Genomic DNA, 15,866 nt, shown 5'->3' with positions numbered 1-15,866 from the left:
ATAGACTTTAACTCATGCCCAGCCTCGTCGGGATCGCATGGACACCCAGCTTCTGATCATCTGTGGACTTACATTTGTCATCCACGTCATCGCGACGCTGGCTTACGCTGTGCGGATCGCGGGGGTTCGCACCCGACGTACCGCTGTCTCGTTTTCCCTGTTCGGGATCATCGCCCTTGCCTCCCGAACGGCGAACTCATTTCAAGGCCCGTTCATCGCAAAGCGCGTAGAGCTTGATATTGCCCGGCATCTTGAGGGCGGCCTGCTCGGTGATTTTCGGCTCTTCCTGATTACGGCCACAGCGGCAAGCATCGTCGGCGCGTTGCTGATCCCAACGTTCCAGCGCTACTTCAGTCGCGCTGTCGATCACTTCCAGGCTAATCGTTCGTTGCCGCGCCTTTTGCTTCACGTTTTCAGCCGTGGCGGCATCAACTATATGCGGGACGGCGCGCGGGTTCCGTTGCGGCAGAACATATCTCAGCTAGCGAGCGGTGCCGGTGTCTCCTGGACGGTAATCGCTCTCAACGTCTTCGCGATGGCCATCTGGACGGTCGGTGTTTTCGCTTCGCTCTATGCGGGATATCTGAAGCCAGATTTGCGGGTCACGTGCGCGAATCTTTCCTCGGTCATTAATGGCTTTGCAACCGTGGTGCTAGCCGTGGTCATCGACCCGCAGGTTTCCGTCATGACGGATGACGTGATCGAAGGCCGAATCTCTGAAAACAGCTTTCGGCGAGCCATCACCACCCTTGCCGGGGCACGTGTTCTTGGGACCCTGTGCGCACAAATCATGCTCGTACCGGCCGCGCACATTATCGTACGCGTCGCTGAACTGATTTAGGGCGAAGTGTGCCATGCCAGTACGCTGCGGTTAGCCGCTCGCGGAGCAAGACCGATCTGGATTCGTTCGCGCCGCCATCCGTCGGTCGCAGGCCGCGCATGAAGAAACGCCTTGGGGCGCTCAGTTTTTTGAGGCCAGCCTGACAGGATCGACAGCCCACATTTCGGCAGCACGGAGATGCGGCCCGGATTGAGCGAGCCACTCTTCGAGCGGCGTGAGACTGATTCCCGGTGAGACCGCACCTCCGAACGATTCGGATACAAACGGTGCGCCATCCTCCGGGCGGCGCACAACCTGCGCGATGTGGGTGATGCTGCGAGAACGGGGATGGTTGTCCGCCCATGAGGGTTCTCCCATTTTCAGCCCGATGGTGGCGCAGCGCGGGAGGCTGTGGACCGTGATCGCTTCCCCTTCAAGAACGAAGCCCGTTCGAATCTCGATTTCCTGAATGATGCGATCCGACCACACTTGCAGCGCGTCCACATCACCGGAAGCAAACACCGCGCAGCCCGCGGCTTTGTTCTCTGCTTGCATCGCCTTCGTGAGGCGCAACCTGGTCCACCCCGAGCAGTCGATTGCCTGAGGGTCGGCCGATAGACCATCCAACTTCATGCCGCGCTGGTAGCCGACCCGGCCTGTATAGACTCGAACGAGTTCCCACATCGTCCTCTCAGCTATCTCGCATTGCATGGCACTCCCTGGCGACTGCGATCCATGCGCATTATCCTTCGTCAGCGGCGTACCCCGCCAGCGGCTGGCAGCGGGATAGTGGAAAGCACTGTGCGTCGCGTTCCGGCGGCCGCAACCTGGCGAGGCTCAAACGCCGTGTGCACTGTGCCTGGTTACGATTGGCCTCGCCAGCACCGGATACGACGGCGCGTTTTGGATCGATGGGGGCCCGCGCCTGTCAAGGTTCCGTCGCACCGCCAGCCGATTCTAACTGCCACACGAGCCTTTCCATGCCCTTGCGACCCATGTGCTTTTGCGCCATATGCCTGGGTGTCAGTCGCGAATCGACCAGATTCACGGCGACGAGATCCAGCGATGGCACGACGACGGCGTACTGACCGAGATACCCGTCCGCCCAGAACGTGGGCCATGCAGTCTTGCAGCTCGTGGCCAGGCACAATGCTGAGGTTGCGAGGTCGCACCTTCGGCAATAGCGAGCAACCACTGAGGCATCACCATTGTCGTCAGAATCGTCTTTAGTTTTCCTGGCATCGGCTGAACTGCTGTCGCCAAGAAGTCGACGTGGATAACCGGATCACTCCGCTAGCTGCCCCTGGATGTCTGGCCCGACCGGCTACAGCAGGTCCGCCTTCTGTCCACCGCTTCGATTGGTGGCCGAGGCTGCCAGTATAGTCAGATAACAAAGCTTAATCGCAGTCTCACTCCATTTAACATTACAGATCTCACATCAGCGCCACCCCCTCCCCTCCGATCCGGAGTCGATCAATCAAGTCGTTGGTTACCTTGCGCGACGTCGACAAATCGCGCCGCAACCGTTCGAAGGCGACCATGCCCCATGGAACGACTGTCACGACTACAACGCATCCCATGCAGGTAAGCATCGCTGCAATCAACCGGTTTGCCTGCGTGCCGTCGTGCGGCAACCTGTGACGCAGCCACACAAACACCGGATCAATCCCAACGTCGAAAGTCATCACCAAAAGCAGGATCAAAGCGACGTGCAATGCCAGCTTCATCTCGAGGAAAATCGCCGCGCGGTCATTGCCTTCGTGGATGAGCACTATCATCCGGACAGCGATCGCGAGCGTCGCCAGCATTAAAGCGCAAAAGCAGCTCAATTCGAACATGGTAATTTTGTCGTCCCAGGTATTGCGTTACATCTGGCGGGGTCAGTCGGGCCGGCGCTCGCTGGCGAGCCACGCTCGCCATCCGCCAAATGCGGAGATATCGGTTCCCGACAGCACGCCATAGGGTTCGCACAGGAAGCCGGTCACCCACGAGCCGTCGGACAATTCGACCTTTCCCAGCACGAGCGGGGACGGCACGGTTGCCATGAACGATCCCAACTCGACGCATGGCATTTCCCAGACTTCGACCGAAATCTCGGAGCCGCTCTCGGCAACTCGCCACAATCCCGGGCGTCTGGTGCCGTCCGTGGAAGCCGGCAGCGCGGCCAGCCGATAATGGGCAGCCGTATGCGTTACCTGCATGCGTTGCGCGCCTCGCGAAACCAGGTCCTTGTTCAGCGGCAAACCTTGCATGTGAGCACCGCACACCGCGACGCGAATCCGGTCGCTGACCGCGACTCGCCGCGCGCAAGGCTCCGGGTGGCTGCCGCCAACACACTCGATGCCACTCGCCGTCTGCAACAGATCGGCAACACCCAGCAGATACTGGTCGGTGAACGCGCGGCCAAAGACCGTCACGCCCCACGGGAGTCCGTTCTTCATGAACCCTGTTGGCGTGGCGACTGCCGCGTAATCCAGCAGATTCATGAAGTTCGTGTAGTAGCCGAGCAATGAGTTCGGCACGATCGGGTCCTCGTCCAGTTCAGCGAGCGTCACAGGGCGCGGATACGTCGGCGTCAGCACGAAGTCCAATGAATCGAGCACCGCATCGCAGGCTGCCTTCAACGCCTGCAGGCGATACTGCGCACGAAACAGTTCGACCGCCGTCGCACCCGGCGCCTTGGCCAGCACGTCCCGAATGACGGGAAGCACAGCGTCTGGCGCCGCTGACATCAACTCGCCGACCACGCTGTAGCGCTCCGCAACCCACGGGCCCTGATAAAGGAGATTCGCGGCCTCGACAAACGGCTCGAAATCAATCTCCACTGCCTCGCCACCTGCTGCTTCCAGGTGCGCACGCGCCCTCGCGAACAGTTCCGGACTCTCATCGCATCCCGAGAATTCAAGGCGCGCCGGAACCCCGAACCGGAACGACGTGGGCTTACCGAACGCGCTTGCCGAGTTCCACTGCGGGTTTTTGCGACTGTATGCATCACGAGCGTCGGTTTGCGCGGTCAATGAGAGCAGCTCACTGGCCTCGCCAGCCGTAGCCGTGAAGTACGTCACGCAATCGAGCGTGCGGCAGGCCGGGACGACACCCGCCGTCGACAGGATGCCCCTCGTCGGCTTGAGTCCGATGAGATTGTTCAGGCCGGCAGGCACGCGGCCCGACCCCGCGGTGTCGGTACCGAGCGCAAAACTCGCCACGCCTAATGCAACGGCAAGCGACGAACCCGCGCTGGAACCACCCGATGGGTAGTCAGGATGCACACTGTTTCGGCATTTGCCGTATGGCGAACGCGTGCCGTTCAGACCCGTAGCAAACTGGTCGAGATTGGTCTTCCCGATCGGGATCGCGCCAAGCGAAACCAGTCGGCTGACGAGCGTCGCGGACTCCGCCGGCGTGTATGCAAAGTCGGGGCACGCGGCGGTCGTTGGGACTCCTGCAAGGTCGATGTTGTCCTTGATTGCGAAAGGCACGCCGTACAACGGCAGACGCTCGAAGTCCTGCTTCTCGAGCCAGTCGAGGTACGGCGCGACTTCACTGTCGGTCAGAAGATGAATGAAGAGATTGAACTCCGGATTCAGCGTGTTCGCTTTTCCGAGTAGTTCCGCCACGAGCTTGCGCGGCGTGAGGCGCCCGTCACGATACGCGCAACGGAGCGTGGAAAGTTGCAGATCGAATGTCGGCATGGTTTTCTGTCCTTGTCCTTAGTGGCGTTCAATGACTGCGACTCGCTGCCCTGCGCGTACGGGCGAGCCAGGAGCCACGTAAATTTCGCCGACTGTCCCCGCACACGAGGCAAACACCGAGATCTCCATCTTCATCGACTCGATAATGAGCAGTACGTCGCCGGCGGCAACGACGTCTCCCGTCTTCACCTTCACCTGCCAGAGGCTGCCAGCGATTTCACAGTCCACGGCGACCTGGCCGTCCTCCAAGGGAGCCAATCGGGCGTCCTCCGCGTCCGGTGCCTCGATTGCCTGTTCCGGGCTGCCCGCTTTGCGCCAACGCTCGCGCTCGGCCTGGAAGGCAGCCTGCTGTCGCGAACGGAACTTGCCAATGCTGTCGGCTTCGCTCTCGAGAAACGCTTGATAGTCGGGCAGCGAGAGTTCCGACTCTTCAATCTTCAACGGATAACGCCCCAGCGGAAAATCGGCGCGGATGCGAAGCAGTTCGTCGGCCGATACTTCGTAGAAGCGAATCTGGTCGAAAAAGCGCAGCAAATAGTGCTGACCGGCGAAATCCGCGACCTTGCGGTAGCGATTCCACATCTGCAGCGTGCGCCCGACGAATTGATAGCCGCCGGGCCCTTCCATGCCGTACACACACAGATACGCGCCGCCGATGCCGACCGAGTTCTCCGCGGTCCACGTACGGGCCGGGTTGTATTTCGTCGTCACGAGGCGGTGACGCGGGTCGAGCGGCGTCGCAACGGGCGCACCCAGGTAGACGTCACCGAGACCCATCACGAGATAGCTCGCGTCGAAAACAATCTCTTTTACGGCGTCGATGGATTCGAGGTCGTTGATCCGGCGAATGAACTCCAGGTTGCTCGGGCACCACGGCGCGTCTTTGCGCACCGTCGTCATGTATTTTTCAATCGCGAGCTGGCACGCCGGGTCATCCCAGGAGAGTGGAATGTGCACGACTCGCGACGGCACGCGCAGATCCTTTTTCAGCAAGACCCGCTCCCATGCCTGGCGTATGACATCCAGCAGTGGCGCGAGCGCCAGTTGCTCCGGTCGATAGTGAATCTGCAGAGAGCGGATACCCGGCGTCAGATCGATGACGCCGGGAAGCGCCATGGCCTCGAGAGACTGCATGAGCGCATGCCCGCGAAAGCGCGAGACGAGGTCCAGCTCAGCGGGCCCAATCTCGAGCAGCAGATGCGTGTCACCGGACACGCGCGCAACGAGCCGCTCGCCGCCCGAACCCAGGTCGAGCACGATGGGTGAGGTCAGGGACGACCGTCTGCGGTTCGGCGCGTTCGACTCGATCTCGAGACTTTCCAGTTCGCGGGCGCGTTGGCGTGCGGCTTCACGCGCTTCTCCCACTTCCACCGGAACAAAGCGGATCTTGTCGCCGGCCTTCAGTTGCCCGATGTGCCAGAGGTCGGCCTCGATGATGGTCACCGGACAGACGAAGCCGCCGAGACTCGGTCCATCGGGGCCGAGAATCACCGGCATGTCGCCGGTGAAATCGATGGCACCGACCGCATAGGGATTGTCGTGAATGTTCGACGGGTGCAGCCCGGCCTCGCCGCCGTCTTCGCGTGCCCATTCCGGCTTCGGCCCGATCAGGCGCACACCGGTACGGCTCGAGTTGAAGTGAACTTCCCAGTCCGTGTCCAGAAATCTTTCGATGTAGCGCGAGCTGAAGTACTCTGGCGCGCCATGCGGACCATAGATCACGCGGATGCTCCGAACATCATCGAGCTTCGGCACGGCATTCAGCGTCTTGCCAGCCTGCGGATTCTCGAGCGCATAGAGGTGAAGTACGTCACCTGCGCGTATTGCGCGCCCGCCATGCCCGCCGAACTGACCGAGCGTGAAGGTGCTACGGCTGCCGAGATACACGCCGACGTCCAGGCCGCCGCGTACGCACAGATACGCGCGTGCGCCGGCACCGCGAATGGTGCCGAGCGACAACGTCGAGCCTGCCGGGACAAAGAGGCTTGTATTCAACGGTTGCTTGATGTCGTCGAGCAGCACGGGAATATCTGCCCCCGCGATGGCGACGACCGCGTCCGTATTAAAGCGCAGCGTCGGGCCGCTCATCGTGATTTCGAGCGCGGCGGCATCGGAGGCGTTGCCAAGCAGGCGGTTGCCCAGCCGCATGGCGCGGTCATCCATCGGCCCCGAAGGCGGAATGCCGACTGCCCAGTATCCCTGGCGGCCGGGGAAGTCCTGTACCGTCGTCTGCGTACCGCCGCTGACGACTTCGACCGTACTGGCCTCGTACTTGAGTCCCTCGAGGCACCGGGTCCATGGTTCGCCCGATGCAAACGGCTTGTCGTCCAGGATCTGACGCAAATAGTCGCGATTCGTCTCCACGCCGTAAATGCACGTGTTTTCGAGCGCCTCCTTGAGCGCACTGCGCGCCTCGTCGCGAGTCGGGGACCAGGTGATCACCTTGGCAAGCATGGGGTCGAAGTACGGCGGCACTTCGCAGCCGGCTTCAATCCACGTGTCGATGCGTAGCGCGCGACCGTCGGCTTGCGGGAACGCGACGTCGGTCAGCAGGCCGGGGCTCGGCTTGAAGTCCCGGCCGGGGTCTTCTGCATAGAGCCGCGCCTGAATCGCATGGCCGCGCGGCGTCAGCTTCGCTGCGAGTTCCTGCAACGGCTCGAGCGTGCCCGCTGCCAGCTCGATCATCCAGCGCACGAGGTCGACGCCCCACACCTGCTCCGTTACGCCGTGCTCCACCTGCAGGCGCGTGTTGACTTCGAGGAAGTAGAACTGCCCGGCAGCGCTGTCGTACACGAACTCGACGGTGCCGGCGGAGCGATAGTCCACCGCCTTCGCGAGCTTCACGGCACCCGCGCAGAGTGCTTCGGGAACCCCATCCGGCAAGCACGGCGCGGGCGTTTCCTCGAGCACTTTCTGGTTGCGCCGCTGCACGGAGCAGTCGCGCACGCCGAGTGCGATGGCATCGCCGTTGCCGTCTCCGAAGACTTGCACTTCAAGATGTCGCGCCCGCTCGATGTACTTTTCGAGGAAAACGCCGGAGTCGCTGAAATTGTTTTCACCGAGTCGCTTCACGGCATCGAAATGCGCACTGAGTTCGGCTGCATTCCAGCACACACGCATGCCGATACCGCCGCCGCCAGCCGTGCTCTTCAACATCACCGGATAGCCGATGACTTCTGCCGCTTCCAGCCCCGCCATCAGGTCACCGAGCAAACCGGTGCCCCTGAGCATCGGCACGCCTTCCTTCTCCGCGATTTCGCGCGCCGTGTGCTTTAGACCAAAGGCACGCAGCTGCGCGGGCGTTGGCCCGACGAACGCGATCCCTGCCGCTTCGCAAGCCTCGCCAAAGGCGGCGTTCTCGGAGAGGAATCCATACCCGGGATGAATGGCCTGCACGCCTTCGCGGCAAGCGATCTCGAGGATTTTTTTCGTGTCGAGATAGGTCATTGCGGCGGCCCCATCGCCCAGACAGTGCGCGATGGGCGCCTCGCTCACATGACGGCTCGCTCTATCCGCCTCCGCAAAAACGGAGACCCCGGTAACATCGAGTTCGCGCAGCGTTCTCAGAATCCGGCACGCGATAGCGCCACGATTGGCGATAAGAATCTTCTCGAACATGGGAGGAAATTGATTCAGAGGCGGGCCGTCCCGCCGTGAGAGATGCGAGCCGCGGTCGTCCACGGCCGTATTCGCGTCAGCGATTTGCCTGAGTCAGCGCTACGCGCGTGAGCGTGAAATGACGTCCTGAGCGCACGAGCATGACGAACGAGAACCAGCTGCGAAAACGATTCAGTCCCATATCAGCAGCTCCGCTGGCGTCGGGTTGTAGGCGTTGCACGGATTGTTCAACTGAGGGCAGTTGGAAATCAGCACGATGACGTCCATCTCGGCACGCAGTTCGACGTACTTCCCCGGTGCGGAAATGCCGTCTTCGAAACTGAGCCCCCCTCCCGCCGTCACGGGGACGTTCATGAAGAAGTTGACGTTCGCGCCGATGTCCTGCTTCGAGAGGCGGCCGTCATGTGCGCAAGCGCGCAGGAAGTTGTCGCGGCAGCTGTGCATATAACGCTTTTCCAGCGCATAGCGCACGGTATTGCTCTCCTGTGCGCAAGCGCCGCCGAGCGTATCGTGACGTCCACAGGTATCGGCAACGACGGTTAGCATGGGATTGCCGAGATTCGAGTACAACACGGAGCCAGCCGTCAGGTAGAGCCTCTTCTGCCGACGCAGCGTGCGTTGTGGGTCGAAGCGCTCGCGCGGATTGGCGAGGCTGTAGAACAGCGTATCGACCGCCTGGTTGCCTTCCAGATCGACGATGCGCAGTGTCTGGCCCGCCTTCACTTCGTGAAGCCAGGGCTCACCCGCAGCCACAGTCTCGCGGTAGACCGCGCTCTCGGGCTGTTTGTCGCTGACGACAAGCGTGCTCATCATGAAGTGGCCTCCGCTCAAAGAAAGAATCGCTCTGTGTTGATAAAACCGCGCACGTTTTCCTCGCATGCGGTACGGCACCCTTCGGCCACGCCAGGCTGCGCCTCGCTCAATTCGAGTTTCACCGCCTTGGGCGCATATTCAGGGTTCGGGTCGAGCGGATGCTGAATCGCGGTAAGCACGACAAGCGTGTTCATTGGCGCATACAGCTCAACGTAGTCGCCGGCCTTCGAGTTGTTGCTCACAAAATTCAGCTCTCCAACGCTCGTGACATCGACGCGGCTGAAAAGATTGAGCGTCATCAGCAGGTCTGAGATCTCGAGGCCCCACTTGCCCATCTCGACGAGCAAATTGTCCGTGCCATTCCGGTAGAACGCGTTGCGCAGTTCCTGATAGCGGCCAGCCCCATACCGCGCGGTGACCTCCCCGGCGTTCGAAACGCCGCCGATGCTGTCGTGCCACCCGCATGTGTCGTCGACGATGGCAGCGAGAACCCGTCCCATATCGGAGTACAGGCAGTGACCTGTCGTGAGTTTTGCGGTGTGCTGGCACTTCAGCGAATCCGGCAGGTTCAGCCGCTCGCTCTTCTCCGTTGCATTGACCATCATGACGCTGACATTGGCGCCACCATGCAGGTCGGTCACGCGCAACGATTGCCCGCGCTTCACGATGAGAGAGGTATGGCCGCCGCCCGGTACGGTTTCTTCAAGCAATAACTTCATGTTCGAGTTCCCTTCATGAAACCACTTCGATGCTGGACGCGCCTTGAACCGCCGCGCGCGCCAGATGCACCGCGGACACCGATTCGCGGCTGCGGTCGAGTGGAATGTTGTAGGTGATACGGGCTCCGTAGGCGCCCGGCGCCTGGGGGTCAACGCGTACCTTGTCGAAAACCAGCACACGGCTTCCCAACGTGAAGCCCTCTTTGAGGTCATGCGTAACCATGAAAATGGTCAGCTTCGCTTCGCACCACAGGTCCGAGAGCAGCGCGTGCATGTCCTTGCGGATACCGGGATCCAGTGCGCCAAACGGCTCGTCGAGCAGAAGGACGCGCGGCTTCATCATCAAGGCCTGCGCGATGGCAAGGCGTTGTTGCATACCACCGGAGAGTTGCTGCGGGTACTTGTTCAAGGCCGCACCGAGTCCCACCCGCTCGAGCATGGCCGCAGCCTCGTCTCGCGCGGCGCGCCGTTGCGCTCCGAAGAGTCTGCCCGTGAGCTTCGCTTTCGGAAGCTCCAGTCCCAGCATCACGTTGCGCAATACGCTAAGGTGCTCGAACACCGAGTAGCGCTGGAACACTACGCCACGATGTGCGTCCGGTTCGGCGGGCAGTGGTTGGCCGTCCAGCAGGATCTCGCCGCGCGTCACTTGCTCCTGACCCAGCAAAAGTCGCAGAAACGTCGACTTTCCGCAGCCGGAAGCGCCAACCATCGAACAGAACTCGCCCTCCTGGATCGTCAGATTCAAACGCTCCAGAACCACCTGACCGCCGTACTCTTTCCAGACATTGCGGACTTCGATCATCGTCCACCTCCGCCGTACCAGGGGAACGACCACTGCGTGATGCGGCGAAGCAGTTCATCGGTGAGCCACGCGAGCAGCGTGATCCAGGCGACGTACGGCAGAATCAGGTCCATGGAGAGGTAGCGGCGCACGAGGAAGATTCGGTAGCCAAGGCCATCCGTCGATGCGATCGCTTCAGCGGCGATGAGAAACAGCCATGCAGCACCGAGCGAGAGTCGCATCGCCACCAGCAGGCGCGGCAGAAGTTGGGGCAAAACCAGGCGCAGAATCACCGTCCAGCTCGTGGCCCCCAACGTCTGGGCCTTGACCCACAACTCGGCGGGAATATCGCGGGCACGGGCATGCAGGTCCCGAATGATCATGGGTGTGATGCCGAAAACAATGAGCACGACCTTCGATAGCTCATCGAGCCCGAAGACAATGAAAAGGATCGGCAGCACCGCCAGCGGAGGCACCATCGAAACGACGGTGATGAATGGCGAAAGCGTTGCGCTGACGAGCGGAAACGAGCCGGTCGCGATAGCGGCCGCCAGTGCAATCACCGCGCTCACGACGAGACCGATACCCAGTCGTCGCAAGCTCGACAGGGTGTCGTCCCACAACAGATATTCTCCCGTGCGCTTGTCCTCAGTGAATGCGACCGACTTCACGGCATCGCTCATCTGCGCCGCGCCCGGAAGCAGCTTGTCATCGGGATTGAGATTGAGCCGCGCCGCAGATCCCGCGAAATACACGGCAAACAGCACGACGAACGGCAGCAGGAGCAGCATCATGCTGCCGATCCGGCTCGGATGTCGATTGATGAGTCGCATGGTGACCGCCTGGTAGTTGCCTCGAAATCAGTCTCAGAGCTTGCCCGCGGCCGCCATCTCGACGTAGCTCGGATCGAAACGCAGCTTGACGTTGTTCTTGTCGCCGACGATCACGTTCTTGTCGAACGCCATGCCCACGGAATCCGCACTCTTTGCATCCTGGCCAAGCAGACCGTGGTCAAAGGAGAACTTCGCTACGCGCGTCATGATCTTCGGCATGTCCGGGCTCGTCACGAAAGCGACGGCCGCCTGAGGTGTGTAGAAGAGCGCAGTGGTCGACAGCTGCCCCTTGTAGTTCGCAAGGTCGGTACCGGAGGCCTTCGCCATCGACGTCAGCGCGCTGGTGCTCGCCGCCGAATTGCTGTGCATCAGCGCAACCATCTCGAACCATGCGCCCGTCAGTGCCTTGCCGAGCGCCGGATTCTCTTGCAGCGTCTTCGTATTGACGACCATCATGTCCATGATTTCGCCGGGAATCTTGCTCGAATCGAAGACTTCGGTGACGTTCGGCTGCGCTTTCAGATCGGCGAGCATCGGGTTCCATGTCACCGCGTTGTGAACAGTGGGGGTCGCGAATGCGCCTGAGATATCGGCGTCGGATGTGTTCACAACCTTGAGATCGCGCTCGCTCATATGGGCGCTTTCCAAAGCGCGTGCGAGCAGGTAGTGAGAGACCGAGAACTGCACGAGATTGACCTGCTGGCCTTTCAGGTCGGCGATCTGCTTGCCCTTGCCCTTCATGAGCACGCCGTCGTTGCCGTTCGAGTAGTCGCTCACGATCAGGGCAGTCGAATCGACGCCGCCCGATGCCGGGATGGTGAGTGCATCCATGTTGGTCATCGCGCAGCCGTCGAACTTGCCAGCCGTGTACTGATTGATGGATTCAACGTAGTCGTTCAGCTGGACGACATCGATCTTGATACCATATTTTGTGGCCCACTTCGAGATGATGCCCTGGGTTTTTGCCTGCCCCCACGGCATCCAGCCGGCGTAGATGGTCCAGCAAACCTTGAAGTCGCTGCGGCCCGCGGCGAACGCGGCACTTGAAGCGAAGGTGGCGAGGGAGACGGCGGCGATGCCAAGACAGCGAACGAGCTTGCGCATGAGGTTGACCTCGAAGGGGACGGTTAGCAACGGCAGGGAGCAGCGCAAACATCGCGTTCTCTCCCGGGCTTTTATCCCGCCGTGTAACCTCGCCTGAGGTCGCCAGCTCTCGGACCAGCACCTGCGAGAAGCAGGCCGGAACCCTAGCTGTCCATTTCCAGATTGTCTGACGAACCGGATGCTGCGCCGGCTCCTTGCCCACTCCTTAAAGCGAGAAGCGTGCCAATGAAATAAGGCACGGCTTTGTAGCGTGGGAGGCGTTTCCCCGCCCTGTGCCGGTAACAATGTGCACTGACATGCATCATGGCGCACCAGTTTCGGGCGCTGCGACGTCCGGGAACCGAGCCGTACCTGCAGCGAACTGCACAGCGACAGACGTCGCGCCCGCTCGAGCAGTTGGGCGCCGTGGCACACGCCCCGCCAGTTGCAGCAACCGGTTCGGCGGAAGCGATTCGGGACCACAGCCCGCCGGTAGCGCGAGAGCAACGAATTCAACGCGGTAAGTCATATCTCGCGTGAATGCCTTTTCAGATCTGCCGATAAGATAATTTTTCGCATTTCGACAGCGACATCACTTCTTGCGCCGCTGCGCGTGCCTGCAGTTGACGCAAGCGTGACTTACATGACGTCTCCGTCTGGCACACGCGATGGCATCTGTGCTGGCTTTCACGCGGACGAGTCACATACCTCACGTTCCCATGCGGCTTCGGCGATGAATCGCATAGGAGTACAACCTGAATATCTAATGTTCGCACCTGGAATTTGTGAGCTATGCGAAGGCACTGCAGAGCCAGCGCAAACGCACCGAGGCGGCTGCCACAACGAGACTGTCGCAAATGTCCCGGTACCTTAGCGTCGCGACCCGTCTGCGGCGGAGTGCCTGCGGGAGCACCGCCGTCTGCCGATTGGAGACAGTTACCGGGATCGCCAACTATTGGCTCGCAGGTTTGCTCGCCGCGGCGTCACTCGCCGCCTTCTGCTTCTTTGCTGCCTCGTGGTGTCCGACGGCACACCCAGCTGCAGCGCCTGCCGTGCCGTGTTTACCCGCGACGTGGCCCGTCACGCCACCCACGGCTGCGCCTTTCATGCAGCCTGCCGCCATCGCTGAAGTCGGTGAGATCACTGGAAGCGACATAACAATCGCAAACGTGAGAAGTGTCCTTTTCATGGTGTATTCTCGAGTCGTTGAAAGTCGGCCTTGATGCGACGACAGCGAAGTCACATGCCTGCGATGTCCGGCTATACTCAAACGCGTTAACCGGACGGAGTCGGGTGAATATTGCCCAACAATCCGGTCAATCAGACGCTCACCCACCGCGCGAGTTCGCGCCAGTTACCTCACGCGTTAGCCTACTTTGGGGACACGTATGCGAGCCCTTCGATATTCCATCAACGTCACATTGGATGGGTGCTGCGATCATCGTGCAATTTTGGCGGACGAAGAATTGCACCGTCGCGCGGCCGAGAACATCGAGCGGGCCGATGCCATCCTCCTTGGCCGGGTGACTTACGAAATGATGGAGGCAGCATGGCGCGCGCCGGCGCGGACCGGAGCGAGGCCTGATTGGATTGAGCCCTGGATGGAACCGTTCGCCCAGACGATCGATGCAGCAAAGAAGTACGTCGTGTCGAGCACCCTGGATCGAGTCGATTGGAACGCGGAGCTCGTGCGCGGGGATCTGTTGGAGGCCGTTCAGCAGCTCAAGCGGGAGTCGGGCAAGGGACTGTTAGTCGGAGGACTGAAGCTCCCGCAGGCACTGGCGGAGCTTGGATTGATCGATGAATACGAGTTCATTGTGCAGCCCAGGCTAGCAGGCTACGGGCCGACGTTGTTCGCAGGGCTATCCAAGCTCATCGACTTGAAACTCGTGAGCCGGCTGGAGTACGGCTCGGGGGCGGTAGCAATGTGTTATGAGCCGGTTCACGGAGCGGGCTAACCATCGCGCAAGAGGATTGCGGTCAACCCTGTCCGCGTAATCCTCTCGCCTTGAGCTTTCAGGCCTTGCTGCTGAAGGCTCGTGCTGCGTGAAGCATTCAGCGCTCTGCGCGCGCGCAACATTTCGCGCATTGCCGAAAGCCGACGTTCGCGAACATCGTCTCAGGGTCGCGAAACGTCTTCCGCTTCAGTTCTGGCCGGTCATCTGCCGGCACGTGCGTGTAGTACAGCTGCGCTTTTGGACGTAACGCCCTTGGCGCCAATCGGTCCATGTGCGGCAGAGTTCATACCACCGTGCGTTGACATGTACTGACCTACATCGAGATCATCGACGGAATAGACTGTGCGCAGGACTGGTATTGCCGCGTCGCCTGATCTCACGTCGGTTAGCCTGTCCAGGAGTGGCGGTCCCAGCTCAAGCGTCAATGACCATTGCGCGGCTGGTTATCGGGTTCCGTGCCACCGCCCATCGTAGCTCGCGATAAATCTGTCAGCGTTGCTGACAATAGTTGTGTCACTGCGAGATCAACGGCAGGCGCGGACTCGGTTGGAAGATCTGCGGCCGACAGCGAGCTGCCGGTGTCGGCCACCTCCTGCCGCTCACCAGGAGATTTCGTCCGAGATTCGAACGTCGGCTCAAGTCAGACAACGAGACAACGGGCTTTTTACGAGACGATCGCATTCGTCCCGCTGTCAGCTGATCGGTGCCGCTCCCCAGGCAGCGACGATGGCGGGAGTGCCCTGCAGGCTATCGCGGCAATCTGCGATCACCGGCAGTACATGCCGCCCGAGGACTTCGTTTGCGATCCAGATCCGGCTGCATGCAGGCCGGCGATTCGAGGGCCCGTTCGAATATGGCAGTCTCGATCTGCGTATCCACGCGGTTCTTGAGCAACGGCCAGTGATGGGAAATCTCCTGCAGCCCGGCGTCGCCACGCGCACGTACAATTCCTTGAATCGGTCACCATCGCTCATATCGGTGCCTCTTCCTCCGGTTGTCACTTCGAACGTTGGCTCGATATTCACGCTGCGCTGCTCCAGTTCTCCGCCGGCATGATTCGCCTTCACCTGGTCAACAACCTGTACAGGCAGGTCTAGGTCCGCATGGCATCCTTGTAGATGCGCCCATCCTTCATGATCAGTTTCAGGTTCTTCTCGGGATCGGCGAGCAGAGCCACGTTGTCAAGCGGGTTGCCGTCGACGACCAGCAAATCGGCCCATGCCCCCCGCTCCAGCACCCCCAGTTTGGCGGGATAGGGGTTGCGCTCGCCGGAGAGCGCAAGCAACTCCCCGTTCCCCCCCGTCACCATCCGCAAAGTCTCGGAGCCGCTGTACCAGCGGGCCATATTGCCGATCATCAAACCTTGGCGCGCCGTCACGGCCGGTGAGAAGATCAGGTCGGTCCCGAACGCCACCTTGAGTTCGTGCTTGCGTGCGAGCTTGTACATGTTGTCGGTCCCCACGATGACTTCCCGGAACTTGTCGAGGATCGGTCCCGCTAGCGGCCCGACGTCGTCCTCGTTCACGAATGGTTGTGTACTCAACCATGT

The 15,866-nt window shown here is 61.0% G+C and carries 13 protein-coding genes and 1 riboswitch; of the genes, 2 read left to right on the top strand and 11 right to left on the bottom strand.

Annotated features, from left to right (window positions below):
* The first annotated feature begins 37 nt into the window (after nt 1–37).
* Nucleotides 38–841 carry a lipid II flippase Amj family protein gene (locus A3CW_RS0111690; protein WP_028203740.1) on the top strand — a complete coding sequence of 268 codons (804 nt, stop codon included), beginning with the start codon at nt 38–40 and terminating at the stop codon, nt 839–841.
* Between the two features lie 120 nt (nt 842–961).
* On the opposite strand, the gene A3CW_RS0111685 is transcribed toward A3CW_RS0111690, so the two are convergent.
* The 10 genes from A3CW_RS0111685 to A3CW_RS53840 all read right to left on the bottom strand — a co-directional run bounded on the left by A3CW_RS0111685 (nt 962) and on the right by A3CW_RS53840 (nt 13,515).
* Complete coding sequence (locus tag A3CW_RS0111685) at nt 962–1,504, bottom strand: hypothetical protein (RefSeq protein WP_154677912.1); 543 nt, start codon at nt 1,502–1,504, stop codon at nt 962–964.
* Nucleotides 1,505–2,253: 749 nt separating this feature from the next.
* Nucleotides 2,254–2,658 (bottom strand): hypothetical protein, encoded by a 405-nt coding sequence (locus A3CW_RS0111675; RefSeq protein WP_154677911.1) that lies wholly within the window; start codon nt 2,656–2,658, stop codon nt 2,254–2,256.
* A 42-nt stretch (nt 2,659–2,700) separates the two neighbouring features.
* A complete protein-coding gene (gene atzF, locus A3CW_RS0111670) occupies nt 2,701–4,512 on the bottom strand; it encodes an allophanate hydrolase (protein ID WP_028203736.1) in 1,812 nt (603 codons plus the stop codon).
* Between the two features lie 18 nt (nt 4,513–4,530).
* Complete coding sequence (uca, locus tag A3CW_RS0111665) at nt 4,531–8,130, bottom strand: urea carboxylase (protein ID WP_028203735.1); 3,600 nt, start codon at nt 8,128–8,130, stop codon at nt 4,531–4,533.
* Nucleotides 8,131–8,301: 171 nt separating this feature from the next.
* Entirely contained in the window at nt 8,302–8,943 is a 642-nt protein-coding gene (locus tag A3CW_RS0111655) for an urea amidolyase associated protein UAAP2 (RefSeq protein WP_028203734.1), read from the bottom strand.
* 14 nt (nt 8,944–8,957) lie between these two features.
* Nucleotides 8,958–9,662 (bottom strand): urea amidolyase associated protein UAAP1, encoded by a 705-nt coding sequence (locus A3CW_RS0111650; protein WP_028203733.1) that lies wholly within the window; start codon nt 9,660–9,662, stop codon nt 8,958–8,960.
* A gap of 13 nt (nt 9,663–9,675) precedes the next feature.
* Nucleotides 9,676–10,464 carry an ABC transporter ATP-binding protein gene (locus tag A3CW_RS0111645; protein WP_028203732.1) on the bottom strand — a complete coding sequence of 263 codons (789 nt, stop codon included), beginning with the start codon at nt 10,462–10,464 and terminating at the stop codon, nt 9,676–9,678.
* A complete protein-coding gene (locus A3CW_RS0111640) occupies nt 10,461–11,276 on the bottom strand; it encodes an ABC transporter permease (protein WP_028203731.1) in 816 nt (271 codons plus the stop codon). The genes A3CW_RS0111645 and A3CW_RS0111640 overlap by 4 nt, the downstream gene beginning before the upstream one ends.
* A gap of 33 nt (nt 11,277–11,309) precedes the next feature.
* Nucleotides 11,310–12,380 (bottom strand): putative urea ABC transporter substrate-binding protein, encoded by a 1,071-nt coding sequence (locus tag A3CW_RS0111635; protein ID WP_028203730.1) that lies wholly within the window; start codon nt 12,378–12,380, stop codon nt 11,310–11,312.
* A gap of 58 nt (nt 12,381–12,438) precedes the next feature.
* A riboswitch (guanidine-I (ykkC/yxkD leader) is annotated at nt 12,439–12,538 on the bottom strand.
* Nucleotides 12,539–13,311: 773 nt separating this feature from the next.
* A complete protein-coding gene (locus A3CW_RS53840) occupies nt 13,312–13,515 on the bottom strand; it encodes a hypothetical protein (RefSeq protein ID WP_154677930.1) in 204 nt (67 codons plus the stop codon).
* 232 nt (nt 13,516–13,747) lie between these two features.
* On the opposite strand from A3CW_RS53840, the gene A3CW_RS0111630 reads away from it, so the two are divergent.
* Complete coding sequence (locus A3CW_RS0111630; protein WP_028203729.1) at nt 13,748–14,317, top strand: dihydrofolate reductase family protein; 570 nt, start codon at nt 13,748–13,750, stop codon at nt 14,315–14,317.
* Between the two features lie 1,093 nt (nt 14,318–15,410).
* Here the strand turns inward: A3CW_RS0111630 and A3CW_RS0111625 are convergent.
* Nucleotides 15,411–15,866: hypothetical protein (locus tag A3CW_RS0111625; protein ID WP_028203728.1), on the bottom strand; the 456-nt coding region annotated here is incomplete at its 5' end.

This window comes from Paraburkholderia nodosa DSM 21604, assembly GCF_000519185.1.
Taxonomy (GTDB): domain Bacteria; phylum Pseudomonadota; class Gammaproteobacteria; order Burkholderiales; family Burkholderiaceae; genus Paraburkholderia; species Paraburkholderia nodosa.
The sequence above is the reverse complement of the archived record's forward strand: the minus strand, read 5'-3'. Positions and strand labels throughout refer to the sequence as shown.

Coding starts and splice junctions, on each gene's coding strand:
- A3CW_RS0111650 (WP_028203733.1), bottom strand. CDS start 9,662: ATGAAGTTATTGCTTGAAGAAACCGTACCGGGCGGCGGCCATACCTCT.
- A3CW_RS0111635 (WP_028203730.1), bottom strand. CDS start 12,380: ATGCGCAAGCTCGTTCGCTGTCTTGGCATCGCCGCCGTCTCCCTCGCC.
- A3CW_RS0111675 (WP_154677911.1), bottom strand. CDS start 2,658: ATGTTCGAATTGAGCTGCTTTTGCGCTTTAATGCTGGCGACGCTCGCG.
- A3CW_RS0111685 (WP_154677912.1), bottom strand. CDS start 1,504: ATGTGGGAACTCGTTCGAGTCTATACAGGCCGGGTCGGCTACCAGCGC.
- A3CW_RS53840 (WP_154677930.1), bottom strand. CDS start 13,515: ATGTCGCTTCCAGTGATCTCACCGACTTCAGCGATGGCGGCAGGCTGC.
- uca (WP_028203735.1), bottom strand. CDS start 8,130: ATGTTCGAGAAGATTCTTATCGCCAATCGTGGCGCTATCGCGTGCCGG.
- A3CW_RS0111645 (WP_028203732.1), bottom strand. CDS start 10,464: ATGATCGAAGTCCGCAATGTCTGGAAAGAGTACGGCGGTCAGGTGGTT.
- A3CW_RS0111655 (WP_028203734.1), bottom strand. CDS start 8,943: ATGATGAGCACGCTTGTCGTCAGCGACAAACAGCCCGAGAGCGCGGTC.
- A3CW_RS0111630 (WP_028203729.1), top strand. CDS start 13,748: ATGCGAGCCCTTCGATATTCCATCAACGTCACATTGGATGGGTGCTGC.
- A3CW_RS0111690 (WP_028203740.1), top strand. CDS start 38: ATGGACACCCAGCTTCTGATCATCTGTGGACTTACATTTGTCATCCAC.
- atzF (WP_028203736.1), bottom strand. CDS start 4,512: ATGCCGACATTCGATCTGCAACTTTCCACGCTCCGTTGCGCGTATCGT.
- A3CW_RS0111640 (WP_028203731.1), bottom strand. CDS start 11,276: ATGCGACTCATCAATCGACATCCGAGCCGGATCGGCAGCATGATGCTG.